This is a genomic window from uncultured Bacteroides sp. (assembly GCF_902472605.1).
In the GTDB taxonomy this organism is placed as follows: Bacteria; Bacteroidota; Bacteroidia; order Bacteroidales; family Bacteroidaceae; genus Phocaeicola.
Genome location: NZ_CABROP010000005.1, coordinates 37,937 through 55,051 on the forward strand (window position 1 = coordinate 37,937; position 17,115 = coordinate 55,051).

Below are 17,115 nucleotides of genomic sequence, written 5' to 3' on the forward strand. Positions count from 1 at the left end.
CCACGTAAGAAAGGGGCATTTCTTATGGATGACACGAGTTACTTGTTTCGCTCGATAACGTAATCAATATAAGCAGTAAGTGAAGTCCGAATCGCTTCGTCGGCAGAAGCTGGCAAAAGTGCCAATGCTTTCTCGCGGAACTCATACATTTTCCGAGTGGCATACTCAATGCCTCCCTCCTTCTTCACCGTCTCCACAAACTGTGCAATCTCTTCTTTCGATGCATGCAAAGCACGTATCCGTAACGCCAGTTCCTTCAGAGAAGCATCATCGTGTAATTTGTTCAACACATACAAGGCCGGCAGCGTCAGTTTTCCTTCAAGCATGTCATTGCCTGTCGGTTTACCTAACTCAGGACTCTCAAAATAATCAAAAATATCATCCTTTATCTGGAAGGCAATACCCAGCATTTCACCAAAAAGTGCTGCTTTCATCGCCTCTTCCGAAGAGGCTCCTACTGAAACTGCCCCACTTTGCGCACTGGCTTTGAACAAGGCAGCTGTTTTCTTCCGGATGATATCAAAGTAGGTATTTTCTGCAAAATCTTCCTTGCCCGTATTGCCTAACTGCAAGATTTCTCCTTCCGAAAGTTCCTGTCCCAGACAAGCCACCAGTTCCACCAACTCCACCTTACCGGTATGAGCCGCATGTTTCAAACTTGTAGCCAGCATGTAATCGCCCACCAGCACAGACACTTTATTATTATAGATTGCATTGACTGAGGACTGCCCACGGCGTTTGTCACTTTCGTCTACCACATCATCGTGAATCAGACTGGCTGTATGAAGTAATTCCAGCGAAAGAGCGGCATGAAAAGTAGAATCGTTTATTGTACCGAACAATTTGGCCATCAGCATCACCAGTATCGGACGCATCATCTTTCCACTCCGCTTCTTTACGTACGACAGCACTTCTCCCAGTAAAGGGTCTGTACTGGTCAAAGAACTCTCGAAAAGCGTTCTGAATTCTTCCAATTCCTTTTCTACAGGCTGCTTTATTAACTCAATTTTGTTCATGTACATTCATTTAAGCCCACAAAAGTAATAATAAAAGACCGAATACCGTATTTTTTTGTACTTTTACATGAAAAATCTTAATATTTTTACACGAATGGAGAAACTATTTCTACTAGACGCTTACGCATTGATTTATCGTGCCTACTACGCCTTTATCAAGAATCCCCGTATCAATTCTAAAGGTCTGAATACCTCGGCCATTTTAGGATTTGTCAACACACTGGAAGAGGTCTTGCGGAAAGAAAATCCGACACACATCGGCATTGCTTTCGACCCCGCGGGACCTACGTTTCGCCACGAAGCTTATGAAGCCTACAAAGCTCAGCGGGAAGAAACACCGGAAGCCATCCGGCAGTCTGTCCCTATCATCAAAGATATTATCCGTGCCTACAATATTCCTATTCTGGAGGTGCAAGGCTATGAAGCCGACGACGTAATCGGTACACTGGCTACTGAAGCCGGAAAGAAAGGTATCCCCACTTACATGATGACCCCCGACAAGGACTACGGTCAGCTGGTGAGCGACTGCGTATTTATGTACCGTCCGAAATACGGTGACAAAGATTTCGAGGTCATGGGAGTCAAGGAAGTCAAAGCTAAATTCGACATCGAGTCTCCCCTACAGGTCATCGACATGCTGGGCCTGATGGGAGATACGGCCGACAACATTCCCGGCTGTCCCGGTGTAGGAGAAAAGACAGCCCAGAAACTGATTGCGCAATTCGGAAGCATCGAGAACCTGTTAGCGCATACCGACGAACTGAAAGGAGCTCTTAAAAAGAAGGTAGAAGAAAACAAGGAACAAATTACGTTCTCCAAATTCCTGGCAACCATCAAAACGGATGTGCCCATCGCCCTTGACATGGAAGCACTGAAAAAAGAAGCCCCCAACGAAGAAGAGTTGCGCCGCTTGTTCGAAATGCTGGAATTCCGGACCCTGATTGACCGGGTACTCAAAACCGAACAGAAGGCTCCTTCTTCCCCCTCCGCTCAACCCGATCTCTTTGGCTTATTTGCGCAGGAAGATACAGGCGACGCCAAAAATTCAAATCTCACGAGGTTAGAATCTCTCCCCTACGATTATCAACTGGTTGACAATCAAGAGAAAATGGAGATTTTAGCCCAAAAATTACTTGCTCAAGATTTTTTCAGTTTAGACACGGAAACCACGGGAGTAGACCCCATCACCGCCGAACTGGTGGGAATGAGCTTCAGTTTTGCCGAAAATCAGGCTTTTTATGTACCGGTACCGGCCAATCGTGAAGAAGCTCTTAAAATTGTGAATATATTTAAACCCGCCTTCGAAAATCCCCATTCGCTCAAAATCGGGCAAAACATCAAATATGACCTGAATGTATTAGCACATTACGGAGTGACTCTTCAGGGAAAAATGTTCGACACCATGATTGCCCATTATGTGCTACAGCCTGAACTGCGCCACGGCATGGACTACTTAGCCGAAGTGTACTTGCACTACGAAACCATCAAGATTGAAGAACTCATCGGACCGAAAGGAAAAAAACAGGGCAACATGCGCGACCTGCCTCCGGTGGATGTCTACAAATACGCCTGCGAGGATGCCGATGTCACGCTCAAGTTGAAACACGTACTTGAGAAGGAACTGGTGGAAAACGGAGTCGAGAAACTGTTTGAGGAAATTGAAATGCCGCTCATGCCGGTACTGGCCTACATGGAACGTACGGGAGTCCGTATTGACCCGGAAGCCTTGAAAGAGACTTCCCGCCATTTTACCGCCCGCATGAACCAGATAGAACAAGAAGTGTATCAACTGGCCGGAATGGAATTCAACATTGCTTCACCTAAACAAGTCGGCGAGGTACTCTTCGACCGTTTGAAGATTGTAGAAAAAGCCAAGAAGACGAAAACAGGGCAATACGTCACCTCGGAAGAGGTACTGGAAAGCCTGAAAGGCAAGCACGAGATTGTCGGAAAAATCCTGGAACACCGCGGCCTGAAAAAGTTGTTAGGCACCTACATCGATGCCCTCCCCCAACTGATTAATCCGGCAACCGGACGTATTCACACCTCTTTCAACCAAACAGTCACGGCCACTGGCCGATTAAGCTCCAGTAACCCGAACTTACAGAACATTCCTATCCGCAACGAGGACGGGAAAGAAATCCGCAAAGCCTTCATCCCCGATGAAGGATGCGAATTTTTTTCGGCCGACTATTCTCAGATTGAATTGCGTATCATGGCTCACCTAAGTGGTGATCCTCACATGATAGAAGCTTTCCAGAAAGGACAGGACATTCATGCAGCCACCGCCGCTAAAATATATAAGGTGGAACTGGAGGATGTCACCCGCGAACAACGCAGCAAGGCCAAAACCGCCAATTTCGGCATTATTTACGGCATTTCAGTCTTCGGACTGGCCGAACGCCTGAACGTTGACCGGAAAGAAGCCAAGGAACTGATTGACGGTTACTTTGAGAATTATCCGAAAGTAAAAGCTTACATGGACGAAAGTATCCGTCAGGCACGAGAGAAAGGTTACATCGAAACCATCTTCAAGCGCAAACGCTATCTGCCCGATATTAACTCTAAAAATGCGGTAGTCAGAGGCTATGCCGAACGAAATGCAATCAACGCCCCGATTCAAGGGAGTGCAGCCGATATTATTAAGGTAGCTATGATCCGAATCTACCACCGTTTCTTGGAAGAAGGTATCCGTTCAAAGATGATTCTTCAGGTACACGACGAACTCAATTTCAGCGTCTTGCCTGAAGAAAAAGAAAAAGTACAGCAAATTGTGATATCCGAAATGGAAGCTGCTTACAAAATGAAAGCTCCACTGCGTGCAGACTATGGTTGGGGACAAAATTGGCTGGAAGCACACTAATTCATCCAATCTGTTAACGAATGCTTAATTCGTGACATTTTGCTAATTTATCGCATTTTTTTCGCGGTAAACCATACAACGTATCAAAGCTTTTACTACATTTGCACTGTCAAAAGGAACAAAAAGTAAGTAAAACCTTAAAATACAAAAGATATGAAAAAGACAAGTTTAGCAAAGTGTTTGGTTGTTTTGGTTATGACTTTCATCGCAAGTGTATCAACTTACGCTGAAAAGATGAATAATAATTTGATTTACAATGCAGAAGAAGTAAACGGATTAAAAGTTGCTGAAACTGTATACAAGAAAGATGGCAATATGCTGACAAACTATATGAGATATAGTTACAAGTATAACGCCAATAACCAAATGACAGAAAATATGTCGCAGAAATGGGATGCAAGCGACAACTGCTGGAAAAATGATTTGTGTATCCGGTATACTTACGACAACAAGAGTGTAACTACTGAATACTACAAATGGAATTCCAAGAAGAACGATTTCATTCTGATTCCTGAAATGACCGTTACTATGGATAAATGATTAAATAAAAAATTCATAAACTCTCTTTGAAAGAGGTGCTTCGAGAGGAAGCGCCTCTTTTTTTGTTATGTGCATCAAGTCTATTTACGTATATAGGCCTTCTTTTCCATTCTACGGCCAAAACACCAACGAAACATACACCAACCAGGTACCGCATATAAAATGGCCTATACGCCCCATTTTCGAACCATAGCAAGGATTCTCTTAGAATACCTCAATGAGAAACAAACAAAAAGAGGCCGCCTCAATCGAGACGGTCTCTGTGTGAATTGATATCGTTAAATTAAGAGAGAAGTTCCTTTTAACGAGATCCTGATAATTTATCAATGAGTGACTTTAGTATCATATATTATCTGCCACATCCCACCAAACGCGTTCCCACATACCATCATTGCCATTGAGGTATTTGTCTATCGCTTCCTGTGAGTTGGTCACATTATACTGCTTATCCGTATCCGCATAAGAAAGTCGATAAGGATATACTTCTACTCCATTATCTGTCTGGCCTTCATAAATGGGCAGCACCGGAATATTATATCTACGCCAGTCTGACCAGGATTCGATACCATCCGTCATAAATCCAGCCAAGAAACGCTGCATTACAATCTGTTTGATAGCCGTGTCCTTGTCGCCAGACAAAGTCACCTTAGCCGAATTGATGTAGTCGTCTACGCCTGAAACTGCGGTGTGATAAGTAGCCTGAAAATCAAATGACGCACGAATACCGGCTTCGTACAAAGCTTTCGGATCAGCCTCAATCCATCCCAGTTCGGCTGCTTCAGCTGCCACAAGCAAGGAACGTGCTGCTGTGATGACACCGTAGGTTGCCTGCGGTTCACAATAGCTGGCTGCCACACTACAACATCCTTCTGCAGCGGAAATAACTGCATCATTGGTCGGCAATCCGAACGGTACACCTTTATATGCATTAAAGTCAGTCGGATCACCTTCCACCGTACCTCTATATCCATCCAGTGTGAAATAAGAGAACATACGTGGGTCCTGATATTCCTTCAGCGCATCTACAATGACTTTGTTGGGCACAAAAGACAGACTTCTTCCGGAATAGTCCATGTTGCCGATGTAGTACATCCACGCATAGGCCGAACTGTTACTGTCGAAAGTATAATGGAAACCATCTTCTACCTCCGTAATCATGCCATCCTGATAAGCTTGTGCAAACCGTGCTTTTCCGTTGGCCGGATCCACGTCAGCCATCTTGATGGCCATCATCGCACGCAAAGTAGCATTGAATTTCTTCCATTTGGCGATGTCTCCATTATAGATGATGTCAGCACTCGTCAATGAACCGGAAGTATTGAATTCGCTATATGCTTCCCGCAAATCTGCGTCAAGACCCGCATAGATGTCTTCCTGTGAATCGAATTTCGGTTCCCAGTTATCTTCACTTTCACCCTTGAAGGCATCTGAATACGGCAACGGCCCCAGGATATCGGTCAATGTCATATAGAAAAATGCTCTCAGTGTCTTTGCCACGGCTATCTGGTTGGCATTATCACCAAATGAAATGACAGAAACATCATTCTTCGTTGCTTCATCTTCGTTCATTTCGATGATGGTGTTCAAATTCTTGATGACATACAAATAATAATTTTTCGTATTAAAAGTAGTGGTCGTAGTCATTCCTCCATACTGGTTGTTCTTCGCTTCCGACAAATAACCGGTTCTAAGCTGTGTCCATGGGTCATAGGTATAAGAATTCATGGTGAAATTCCGCACATACCTGGCAGAATAAGTAAAAAGCATGGAGGTATAGGCTGTGTTCGGCTTGTTCGGGCTTACGTTCAGGTCACCGAAATCTCCCATGTTACAACTTGTAAATATCGTTACACATGCTGTTGCAGCAATAGCTAAAGTCTTAAAGAATTTCATATCTAATCTCCTTATTGATTAATTGAATTAGAAACCTAATTTAACTGTAAATCCGAAAGAACGTGTAGACGCTGCCTGGCCACCTTCCAACCAGTTGTCACCGGTTTCAGACGGATCCACATTCGGACATGCGGAATAAATCAACCATGGATTGGAAGCAACGAATGAGATACTTGCATTGCTCAAACCGATTTTTGCCTTCGCCAAAAGTGACTTCGGGAAGTCATAGGTGACTGAAAGTTCACGCATTTTCAGATAAGAACGGCTATATACCCATGAATCCAAATCGTAATAAGCTTTATAGTGATAATAAGTATACGCATTCATATAACAAGATACCGGATTACCATCTGTATCTACTCCATCTACTCTTACACCACCGCCATTGATAATCGGCTCACGTTCATTGATACCTTTGTCATTGAGTTTAGCTGTAGCAGCACTCGTACCAGAACCAACAGACCACATGTTTGTCCATGATACCATTTCACCTCCAATCATGAAATCAAAGTTGGCAGCTACACTCAGGTTTTTATAGCGGAAGTTGGTAGAGAAACCACCGGTCCAGTCTGGCTGGAAGTTACCTACTTCCTTCTCTTCATTGAACTCATACGTCGGAGAATATCCACCTCCCCATGCATTTGAAGTAGTCGGGCTCAAAATCAACTGACCGTTCTCATTACGTGCCCAACGGGCCATGGTAGTAATTACACCCAGCGGTTTGCCTTCAATTGCTTTCAAATACCAATAGTAGTAGAAGCTGTTTCCATCCAGCTGATAGCTGGTAATGTTCTCATTCAAACGAATCAACTTGTTGTCGTTCTTTGAAATATTGGCATCCACATCCCATTGAAAGTCCTTCGTACGTACCGGAGTAAATCCAAGACTGATTTCTACACCTTGGTTACGAACCAAACCGGAGTTCAACTGGCGAGATGAGAAACCAGACTGAGGTGCAACCGTCATGTTCAGAATCTGGTTCTTTGTGTCACGGCGGTAGAAGTTGATATCACCCCAAACACGGTTGTTGAACAGTCTGAATTCAGTACCCACTTCGTAAGAAGTAGAAATGGTAGGCTTGATATACGAATTCAGCTGTGTGGAGTTAGGGTACAAAGAAGTCAAGGAATTGTATTTATAATTTGTGTTGTCACTATCCGTATAATTATACTGCATGATCGTATTATATACATCCAAGGTTGAACCTACCTGGGCCAACGAACCACGTATTTTCCAATAGTTAATCCAAGGAGCCTTATCAGCAATAAACCGATTGAGCATCACACTGGCAGAGAGACCTCCATAGAGATAACTGTTATTGGTCACCGGAAGTCTGGAATCCCAGTCATTACGAAGTGAGCCATCCAGGAAGTAAGTATCATCAAATCCCACGGTAGCAGTAGCAAATACACTTCTGGTCTTATAATGCTGTTCACTGTTATTGGATGACACATAACCATTAGAAGCTCCCAGGTTGAAATACCCATCCATAATCAATCCGTCAGTCGTATTAGAAGCCAGCGTGCCATAATCGTAGTTACGCTGTTCGATAAAGGCTGCCGCATCTACGGTCAAGCGGTCGTTGATGAAACGGTCACCCCAGGTCAACCGTCCCTGGATTGTCAAGTCACTTACATGATTCTGTTCTTCACCATAGTAAGACGTGAAATTGATAGAACCCTCATTACGCTTGCTTTCGTAGTTATAATTTCTCATGTTACCAGTTACACGTACACCTGCTTTAAAGTTGAGCGGCAGCAATACTTCCGCATCACCGGTGAATACATTCCAACGATAAGTCTTGTAATTATTGATATTGTCAAAAGTAGCATAAGGGTTATCATGGAAGTTGGCTGTCAGGTTGTCCGGAGAGATGATGTTCCAAGTTCTCCATGTACCATCCGGCCGTTTGTAATCCTTAAAGTCATTCAAGTCTACTTCCGTATGTCCCCATTGCAGGAAATCATATAAGGCATTACCCGTTGCCCCATATCCTTCAGTTGCTCCATTATGGTCCCTACGGTAGGTGTACTTATAATCCATAGATATGTTCAACCATTTAACCGGCTTGAAAGTAGTCTTGATTCCGAGGTAACGACGTACTGCATCTGAGTTCTGCTGGATACCGTCACGCTGACTATTGGTAAAGGAAACACGTGTGCTGTAATCCTTTCCTGCTTTGGAGAATGCCACATTTGTGGTGTTGGCCATACCTGTCTGGAACAAATCTGCCAGATTCAATCCATGTACAAACGGTTTTGCCTTCATGTATTGTGAGCTGGTAGGGTCATAGTAGTTGGCATTGGCCATCATGACATTGGAATCATAACGGGCACCCCAGCTTTCATCTGAACCGTAATCCAGATAATAAGATCCGTCTGCATTCTGCATGCCACCGTATGTACCATACAGGAACTGCGGACTCATTACGTCCACACCTTCGTATTGACTGGCATAACGTTCACCATAATCTCCATAACTACCACCACCATAAGACTTCTGCATATCAAAATGGTTGTAATACTTATCGAAAGAAAGAGTATGGCTTACTTCGATATGTCCCTTATCATCACCTTGTTTGGCTGATTTGGTCGTGATGATGACTGCACCGTTACCGCCCTGAGAACCATACAAAGCTGTAGCAGCCGCACCTTTCAACACATTGATGCTTTCCACATCATCCATGTTGACCGCATCTTTATTGGAAATAGAACCGTCTACCACATAGATAGGTTCGCTACCGGAAGGCTTGGTAAAGTCTGATGAACCACGCAATACAATACTACCTGAATCAAATGTAGAACCAGACTTTCCGAAGAAACGCGCACCGGCTATTTTACCCGCCATCGCATTACCCAAATCTGTCTGTCGGGCTACTGTCAACTTCTCTGCATCTACTTTCTGAGCAGAATAACCGATTGATTTTTCTTTACGGGTCAATCCTTGCGCCGTAACCACCACTTCATCCAAAACCTCAGTATCCGGGTATAGCACCACTGTCATTTTCCCAGATACAATCTTTACTTCAGCAGTTTTCATGCTGACAAAAGAGATTCGCAGAGTCTTGCTGGAAGAAGGCACATTGGTGATTTCAAAGTTTCCATCTATATCGGTAATCGTACCGATAGTTGTCCCTTCCACTAAGACAGAAGCACCGACTACAGGAGCTCCATCCTCAGAAGAGGTAACCACTCCAAATACTTTTCGAGTCTGTGCAGAAACCATGCTTACCATAGCAACTAGAAAGATAAGCATCAATAACAATCTTTTTCCCATGCTTAAAAAGTTTTAATTCACAATTTTGTTATTTTTCACTTGCTATAAGAATTATTTCGGCCGCAAAACTATTTATATTTTTCGCAATAGACAAATAAAAAAGTCATAAAAATAAAATTAAATATATCTTTTTATCACAGATATCTAATTATTTTGCTCATAAGTCCACTCAATATAAACATTTCAAGACAAATTGAAAAAGCACAAACAACAAAGAAAGGATAGGATTCATTAATAGTTTCGCAATAAGCACATAGGTTGAACTATAAATGCCATGGATGTAAAGAAAGTACTTAAATAGACTGGAAGCGCCTTGGCATAGACAAATTCAGAAAACTGCGTTTTCTATTTGCCTCTGCGCAAGGCTTTCACTATCTTTCCAGAAGACAGGAGGCGCCTTGGCATAGTCAAATTCAGAAAACTGCGTTTTCTATTTGCCTCTGCGCAAGGCTTTCACTATCTTTGCAGAAAATTAGAGGATTATCTGTAGAAATAGATTAAAAACAAACTATAAATTATGGCATTACAATGTGGTATCGTCGGTTTGCCGAACGTCGGAAAATCGACACTCTTCAACTGCCTATCCAACGCGAAAGCGCAGGCAGCCAATTTCCCATTCTGTACTATTGAACCGAACGTAGGAGTCATTACCGTACCGGATGACCGACTCAACAAGCTGGCCGAATTGGTGGATCCGGACCGCATCGTTCCTACTACGGTAGAAATTGTGGACATCGCCGGACTGGTGAAAGGAGCCAGCAAAGGAGAAGGACTGGGCAACAAGTTCCTGGCCAACATCCGTGAAACGGATGCCATCCTGCACGTGTTGCGTTGCTTTGACGATGAAAACGTGACCCATGTGGACGGAAGTGTTGATCCTGTGCGCGACAAGGAAATCATCGACACGGAACTTCAGCTGAAAGACCTGGAAACCATCGAAAGCCGTATCCAGAAAGTACAGAAACAAGCACAGACCGGAGGCGACAAGGTGGCTAAACAAACTTACGAAGTACTGGTACGCTACCGCGATGCCCTGCTGCAAGGAAAATCAGCCCGCACCGTACAGTTTGAATCAAAGGATGAGCAGAAAATCGCACACGACTTGTTCCTGCTGACTTCCAAACCGGTACTGTATGTCTGCAACGTGGACGAAGGCAGTGCGGTAAATGGCAACAAATACGTAGAGCAGGTACGCGAAGCAGTCAAAGACGAAGGCGCTGAAATCCTGATTGTAGCCGCCAAAACGGAAGCCGATATTGCCGAACTGGAAACCTACGAAGATCGTCAAATGTTCCTGCAGGAAGTCGGACTGGAAGAATCAGGCGTGAGCCGACTGATACGAGCCGCCTACAAGCTGCTGAACCTGGAAACTTACTTCACGGCCGGAAAGATGGAAGTCCGTGCATGGACCTTCCACAAAGGTTGGAAAGCTCCGCAGTGTGCCGGTGTCATCCACACCGACTTTGAAAAAGGCTTTATCCGCGCCGAGGTCATCAAGTATGACGACTTCATCCACTACGGTTCAGAAGCAGCTGTACGTGAGGCTGGAAAACTCAATGTGGAAGGTAAGGATTACATCGTGGAAGACGGTGACATCATGCACTTCCGTTTCAACGTATAAAACTCATTACCTCAGCACGGAACCTCCACGGTTCCGTGCTGTTTTTTTATCCCTCTAAATTGATTACACCATGAACTATCTTATCATCGGAACAGGCGGTGTAGGAGGATGCATCGCCGGATTTCTTGCCTTGGCTGGCAAGGATGTCACTTGCATCGCCCGTGGAAAGCACCTGGAGGCCATCCGTCGTCAGGGATTGCATTTGAAATCGGATTTGAAAGGCGAACATTTTCTCCCCGTAAAAGCCTGTACCGCCGAAGAATTTCAGGGAAAAGCCGACGTGATCTTTGTCTGCGTGAAAGGCTATTCCATCGACTCCATCAAGGACGTGCTGGAACAGGCTGCCACTCCCGACACACTGGTGATCCCTATCCTCAATGTGTATGGCACTGGTCCTCGTATCGGACGCCTTGTTCCGTCGGTCAAAGTACTCGACGGCTGTATTTACATCGTAGGCTTCGTGTCCGGTGAAGGAGAAATCAGTCAGATGGGAAGCATCTTCCGCCTGGTATTTGGAGCCCGTCCGGAACAGCATGTCGCCCCCGAACGGCTGGAAGCCATTGCCGAAGAACTCCGTGCATGCGGTATCAAAGTAGACGTATCGGACGATATCAACCGTGATACCTTCATCAAATGGTCATTCATCTCTGCCATGGCCTGCACAGGAGCTTATCACGACGTGCCGATGGGAGAAGTGCAACACGAAGGTGAAGTACGTGATACCTTCATCGGCCTGTCGCGTGAAAGTGCACAGATAGGTGAGAAATTAGGCATCCACTACCCCCACGACCCGGTTGCTTACAACCTGATGGTCATCGACAAGCTCGACCCGCACAGCACGGCTTCCATGCAGAAGGACATCGCCCGCGGTCATGAATCGGAAATTCAGGGCCTGCTCTTCGACATGATTGCCTTAGGAGAACAGTTACACATCGACATGCCTACCTACCGAAAAGTGGCGCAGAAATTCAAACCTGCATGAAACACCTGATTGACATTGACACCTGGGAACGGAAGGACAATTATCTCTTCTTCCGTGACTTCCATAACTCATGGATTGCCATCACCAGCGAAGTGGACTGTACCGAAGCTTACGCCGAAGCCAAGGCCAAAGGACATTCCTTTTTCCTGTATTACCTGTATGCCGTACTCCGTGCTGCAAACGAAATCAAGGAGTTCCGCTACCGATGGGACAAAAATGGCCAGGTGGTCTACCATGACACGGTAGACATCACCACCCCGATTGCCGTCCCCGGAAAGACCTTCTACACCGTACGTATCCCCTGGCAAAGCGATTTCAAGGCCTTCTACGAAGAAGCCCGGTGCATCATCACGTCCATTCCGGAAGATGGAGACCCGTACGGCACCGACAAGGAAATTACCGCGCAGGGAGACTTCGACGTCATCCTGCTCAGCGCGACTCCGAAATTGTATTTCACGTCTATTTCCTACACACAGTATGCCCCCGGTCATCCGTTGGATTACCCGCTGATGAACGCAGGAAAGGCCGTCAAGCGGGAAGGACGGCTGGTAATGCCCATTGCCCTGACAGTGAGTCATGCGTTCGTGGACGGAGCCCACATCTCCCAGTTTTTTGAGAAAGTAGCACAATTTCTGAAAGAAAGATAAGAAAACACAGGTAAATTTCCTGGAAAAGGCCTCGTTCTTTTTTACGTTTTCCGGCGCGGAAACGTACGTTTTCCTTACGCGAAACGTATGTTTCCGCACCGAGAAACGTATGTTTCCTGACTGGGAAACCTAAAACAAGCAAGCCCACTTTCTCATGGATACCGTTACGTTTTTGAATTCCCGCTTTTTTTCGTTTAATTTGTCCTCAAAGAAGCTGTCATGAAAAAAAGAATTATCACACTCCTGTTTGCCGCCGTTTTTTTCCGTGCCTGCATTGCCATCTGCGACATCGCCTTCCGCTGCAGCCGGACACAGGTTCACACGGCCATCAACAAGGCTTTACGGGAAGCCGAACGCTTGCATTATGAGGACCGTCTAAATACTTTTCAGACAGACAACAGACTATTCGTAGACCCTGCGCTCAAGGCCTATCTTCTTGCTCCCATTACTAACCGGAAAATCAAGAGCTATACCCTCCAAACCTTGGAGAAAAAAACGACTTATGTATTTCAGGACAGTATTCCGGAAGCCACTGCCCGGAAACTGCTGAATGAATACTTGTTAGATGATATTCTGCCAGTCAATGCCGAACAAATCAACCAGCTGTTCCAGGCACAACTTGCCCAAAGACACATCAGTGGAATGGCCGGAGTGTTTTATATCCACACGCAGGCCCGCACCCAAACACGGGCAGGCATCCTGCCGACAGCCTCAGCTTATCGAACGCCCGTCTATCAGCTCGACCTGACGCACAATCTCCAGTTGCAGGGGTGGGCAGACTACGACTTCCTTACGCTGCTGCGCTATGTCCCTGTGGCTTATTATGGTACCTTTTTCCTGGTGCTGTTCGCCGGAGGCGTATTGCTTTACCTACGCTACAAAAAACGGCAGAAAAAGCCTGCAAAAGGCCTCTACATTGATCTGACGCATCAGGCCCTCCTCATCGACGGCATACAATGTGCCATCTCCCGCCTGGATTTACAGATTCTCCATCAATTGTGGACGAAGAATGGAGAATGCGTCAATCGGGAGGAAATTACAGCCACTTGCTGGCCAGATGATGCCGAAGCCAACGAAAAACTCGAAACCCATATACAAACCATCCGGAAAGTCCTACAAGACTTCCCGGATTATCGGATTGTCACCGTCAAGGGACGGGGATATTATCTGAAGTGTACGCTTACTGCGGACAATGTTTCAAATTAAGAAGGCTGTCCGTTCAGGTACTCACACAAATGCTGTACGGCCCTTGCCCGGTGGCTGATTTTATTTTTCTCTTCTGCCCCCATCTCGGCAAAAGTCTCGGCATAACCTTCGGGTACAAACACCGGATCGTAACCAAAGCCTGAGGCTCCCCGTTTCTCCCGGATGATTTCACCTTTTACGATTCCTTCAAACAAGTGCGACTGTCCTCCTTCTATCAGGCAGATGGCCGTACGGAACTGTGCCTTCCGGTTGTCTTTTCCCTCCAGCTCAGCCAGCAACTTCTTCATATTGGCCTCTGAGTCGTGTCCTTCACCACCCGCATAGCGTGCCGAATACACTCCGGGAGCTCCATTCAGTGCTTCCACTTCCAGACCCGTATCGTCTGCAAAGCAATCCATACCGTAGTGCTGATAAATATACTCCGCCTTGAGTGCCGCATTTCCCTCCAAGGTGTCTGCCGTTTCAGGAATATCTGCCTCACAATGAATATCTTTCAGGCTCAAGATGTCTACCTTATCTCCCAAGATGGCCCGTATTTCGTCCAACTTATGGGCATTGTTTGTCGCAAAAACCAACTTTTTTTTCATCATGCAGTTGTTCTAAATAATCACATTTACAGGTACAAAGATATATATCGTCGGTCGACAATTCAAATACTCCTTTCAATAATTGCATAAAAAAGGTCCAGCTTCCTTCTCAGGAAACCAGACCCCATCGTTATAAAAGAACTGTCAATATATTAGTTCAGTACGATTTCATCCACAAACAGATAGCCCGGATTGCCTTTTCCTCCGTGCCATGCCGGAATGTTCTTTTCAGACAAGGCGGTAACTTTCACATAACGGGTCTTTACCGGCGTAAACTTCAGCGTATGCGTATAAATCTGATTGGCATCCTTTTCGGTCATGGCCGGATAAGTTTCTGAAGCCACCTTTTTGAAGGTCTTGTTGTCATCAGATACTTCTACCGTGATTCCTCTGGCATCAAAAATCCAGTCACCTTTTTCCACGCAGGTACGCAGGGTCATGGAACTGATTTCAGTCGCTTCCTTCAAATCAATTACCGCTTCCATGTCATTCTTGTAGAACGCTATCCAACGGCCGGTCTTGTAGTTCCGGTTACCGGTCATACCGTCTACCAACGTCACCGCTCCCTTGAACTCGTAGGGCTTGTTGATAGGTTGCAGCATTGTAATCGGTTTCGCCGTAGACTTGCTGAATGAGATGCTGTCGAGTGTCACACGGGAATTGCCTTCCGGACGTACCGCCATCATGCGCAATACACAAGCCGCATCGATGCTCAAATTACCTTCAAACTTGGTAGAAGAAGCTGTCGGTTCAGTTCCGTCGAGTGTATAGTATATCGGAGCCTCATCAATCGTAGCGGCACTGACATCCAGTTTACCGGTTTCCGAATTCGGCACAATATTCACGTTCACATCAAAGATATGAGTCGCATAGTTCCAGCCCTTCAACTGATAAATCTTGGTCAGACGAGCCGTACGTTTCAGGAATCCCTGATAATCTTTCTTCTTTTCAGGAGCACTCCACTGGGTCTCGCAAAGGGCAGCCATACGCGGCAATACCATGTACTGCGCCTGTGCAAGCGTAGGAATGTATTCCGTCCACAGATTGGCCTGCACACCCGTGATGTATTTCTGTTCTTCCGGAGAAAGTGCAGCAGGCATCGGTTCGTAGCTATACACTCTTTCAATCGGCAGATAGCCACCGATAGCTAACGGTTCATTGTCGGTATCCTTTGCCTGATAATAGTCGAAATACAGGTAAGTATTCGGCGTCATAATGACATTGTGCTTCTGGTGAGCGGCTTCAATACCTCCTGCTTCGCCTCTCCAAGACATGACTGTGGCATTCGGAGCCAATCCACCCTCTAAGATTTCATCCCACCCAATCATGTTCCGTCCATGCTCAGTGAGGAACTTCTCGGCTTCATGAATCACATAGCTCTGCAAATATTCTTCCTTGGAATGCTTGCTGTCACCCTTGATACCCAAGGCTTTGATACGGGCCTGACACTTCGGACAAGTCTCCCACTTCACTTTCGGACATTCGTCGCCACCTACATGAATGTATTTAGAAGGGAAGATTTCGATAATTTCAGCCAGCACATCCTTGATAAATTGAATGGTCTTGTCGTTTCCGGCACAAAGCACATTATCGGAGATACCCCACATACGCCATACTTCATACGGACCACCTGTACATCCCAGTTCCGGATAAGCCGCCAAAGCTGCCTGCATGTGTCCCGGCATGTCGATTTCCGGAATCACTGTGATGTAACGTTCTGCCGCGTAGGCCACAATTTCCTTAGCCTGTTCCTGGGTATAGAAACCACCGTAAGGCTTACCGTCGTATTCGCCCGAGTTGCGTCCGATAACCGTTTCACTACGTTTGGAACCGATTTCGGTCAGCTTCGGATATTTCTTGATTTCAATACGCCATCCCTGGTCTTCAGAAAGATGCCAGTGGAAACGGTTGATGTTGTGCAACGCCAGCATGTCGATGTATGTTTTGATTTCATCTACCGTAAACATATGACGACCTACATCGAGCATCATTCCACGATAGCTGAAGCGCGGACTGTCATTAATCTCTACGGCAGGCAATTCAATGGCACCCCCTCCTTCATGCACAGATACAGACTTACGTAAAGTCTGGATACCATAGAACACACCAGCTTCCGAAGGAGCGGCAATCACCACTTTCTTTCCGTCCACCGTCAAACGATATGCTTCCGGAGAATTGGCTTCCAGACCCAGCTTCAACACAATTCCCTCTTCTTTCTCTCCTTCTTGTGTCTTCAACGTAATCCCCGTCTGTTCTTTGATAAAAGTAGCCAGGAACTCCGCATTCTTTTTCATTTTTTCGTTTCCGGCAGGATAATAAACCGTTTCTCCACCCTTCAGCAGAAACGATCCCTGTGATGCCACTGTAATTTCCAATGGCATAGGTACCACCTGATAGTCTGCGACTGCGGTCGGACTATCCGTACACGAAGTGATCAGCATTCCAGCCAATGCCAACCCCAAACAATTCATTTTTGAAAATGGT

General features: G+C 45.7%; 11 protein-coding genes. 6 read left to right on the plus strand and 5 right to left on the minus strand.

The genetic code is table 11. The features are described from left to right. Nucleotides 1–38: 38 nt before the first annotated feature. A complete protein-coding gene (locus tag RDP42_RS02135) occupies nt 39–1,016 on the minus strand; it encodes a polyprenyl synthetase family protein (protein ID WP_303914617.1) in 978 nt (325 codons plus the stop codon). Nucleotides 1,017–1,110: 94 nt separating this feature from the next. Here RDP42_RS02135 and polA point away from each other — a divergent pair, with 94 nt between their 5' ends. Further along, on the plus strand, nt 1,111–3,879 hold the full coding sequence (gene polA, locus RDP42_RS02140) for a DNA polymerase I (RefSeq protein WP_308762329.1): 2,769 nt from the start codon (nt 1,111–1,113) through the stop codon (nt 3,877–3,879). 153 nt (nt 3,880–4,032) lie between these two features. Next, complete coding sequence (locus RDP42_RS02145; RefSeq protein ID WP_308762330.1) at nt 4,033–4,419, plus strand: DUF3836 domain-containing protein; 387 nt, start codon at nt 4,033–4,035, stop codon at nt 4,417–4,419. A 342-nt stretch (nt 4,420–4,761) separates the two neighbouring features. Here the strand turns inward: RDP42_RS02145 and RDP42_RS02150 are convergent, their stop codons facing one another. Together RDP42_RS02150 and RDP42_RS02155 are read right to left on the minus strand one after the other, a co-directional pair. Next, nucleotides 4,762–6,246 carry a SusD/RagB family nutrient-binding outer membrane lipoprotein gene (locus RDP42_RS02150; RefSeq protein WP_308762331.1) on the minus strand — a complete coding sequence of 495 codons (1,485 nt, stop codon included), beginning with the start codon at nt 6,244–6,246 and terminating at the stop codon, nt 4,762–4,764. Nucleotides 6,247–6,339: 93 nt separating this feature from the next. Further along, nucleotides 6,340–9,588 carry a SusC/RagA family TonB-linked outer membrane protein gene (locus RDP42_RS02155; RefSeq protein ID WP_308762332.1) on the minus strand — a complete coding sequence of 1,083 codons (3,249 nt, stop codon included), beginning with the start codon at nt 9,586–9,588 and terminating at the stop codon, nt 6,340–6,342. 517 nt (nt 9,589–10,105) lie between these two features. On the opposite strand from RDP42_RS02155, the gene ychF reads away from it, so the two are divergent. The 4 genes from ychF (at nt 10,106) to RDP42_RS02175 (ending at nt 14,044) form a co-directional block, all read left to right on the plus strand. Continuing rightward, on the plus strand, nt 10,106–11,209 hold the full coding sequence (gene ychF / locus RDP42_RS02160) for a redox-regulated ATPase YchF (RefSeq protein WP_308762333.1): 1,104 nt from the start codon (nt 10,106–10,108) through the stop codon (nt 11,207–11,209). Between the two features lie 70 nt (nt 11,210–11,279). Then, nucleotides 11,280–12,191 carry a ketopantoate reductase family protein gene (locus RDP42_RS02165; protein WP_308762335.1) on the plus strand — a complete coding sequence of 304 codons (912 nt, stop codon included), beginning with the start codon at nt 11,280–11,282 and terminating at the stop codon, nt 12,189–12,191. Next, nucleotides 12,188–12,838 (plus strand): chloramphenicol acetyltransferase, encoded by a 651-nt coding sequence (locus RDP42_RS02170; RefSeq protein WP_308762336.1) that lies wholly within the window; start codon nt 12,188–12,190, stop codon nt 12,836–12,838. Before RDP42_RS02165 ends, RDP42_RS02170 begins: the two co-directional genes overlap by 4 nt. 219 nt (nt 12,839–13,057) lie before the next feature. Next, entirely contained in the window at nt 13,058–14,044 is a 987-nt protein-coding gene (locus RDP42_RS02175) for a winged helix-turn-helix domain-containing protein (protein ID WP_308762337.1), read from the plus strand. On the opposite strand, the gene RDP42_RS02180 is transcribed toward RDP42_RS02175, so the two are convergent. Both RDP42_RS02180 and RDP42_RS02185 read right to left on the minus strand, forming a co-directional pair. After that, complete coding sequence (locus tag RDP42_RS02180) at nt 14,041–14,631, minus strand: non-canonical purine NTP diphosphatase (RefSeq protein ID WP_308762372.1); 591 nt, start codon at nt 14,629–14,631, stop codon at nt 14,041–14,043. The genes RDP42_RS02175 and RDP42_RS02180 overlap by 4 nt on opposite strands. 152 nt (nt 14,632–14,783) lie before the next feature. Next, nucleotides 14,784–17,102: a family 20 glycosylhydrolase gene (locus RDP42_RS02185; protein WP_374046897.1), complete on the minus strand. Its 2,319-nt coding sequence runs from the start codon at nt 17,100–17,102 to the stop codon at nt 14,784–14,786. Nucleotides 17,103–17,115: the final 13 nt, after the last annotated feature.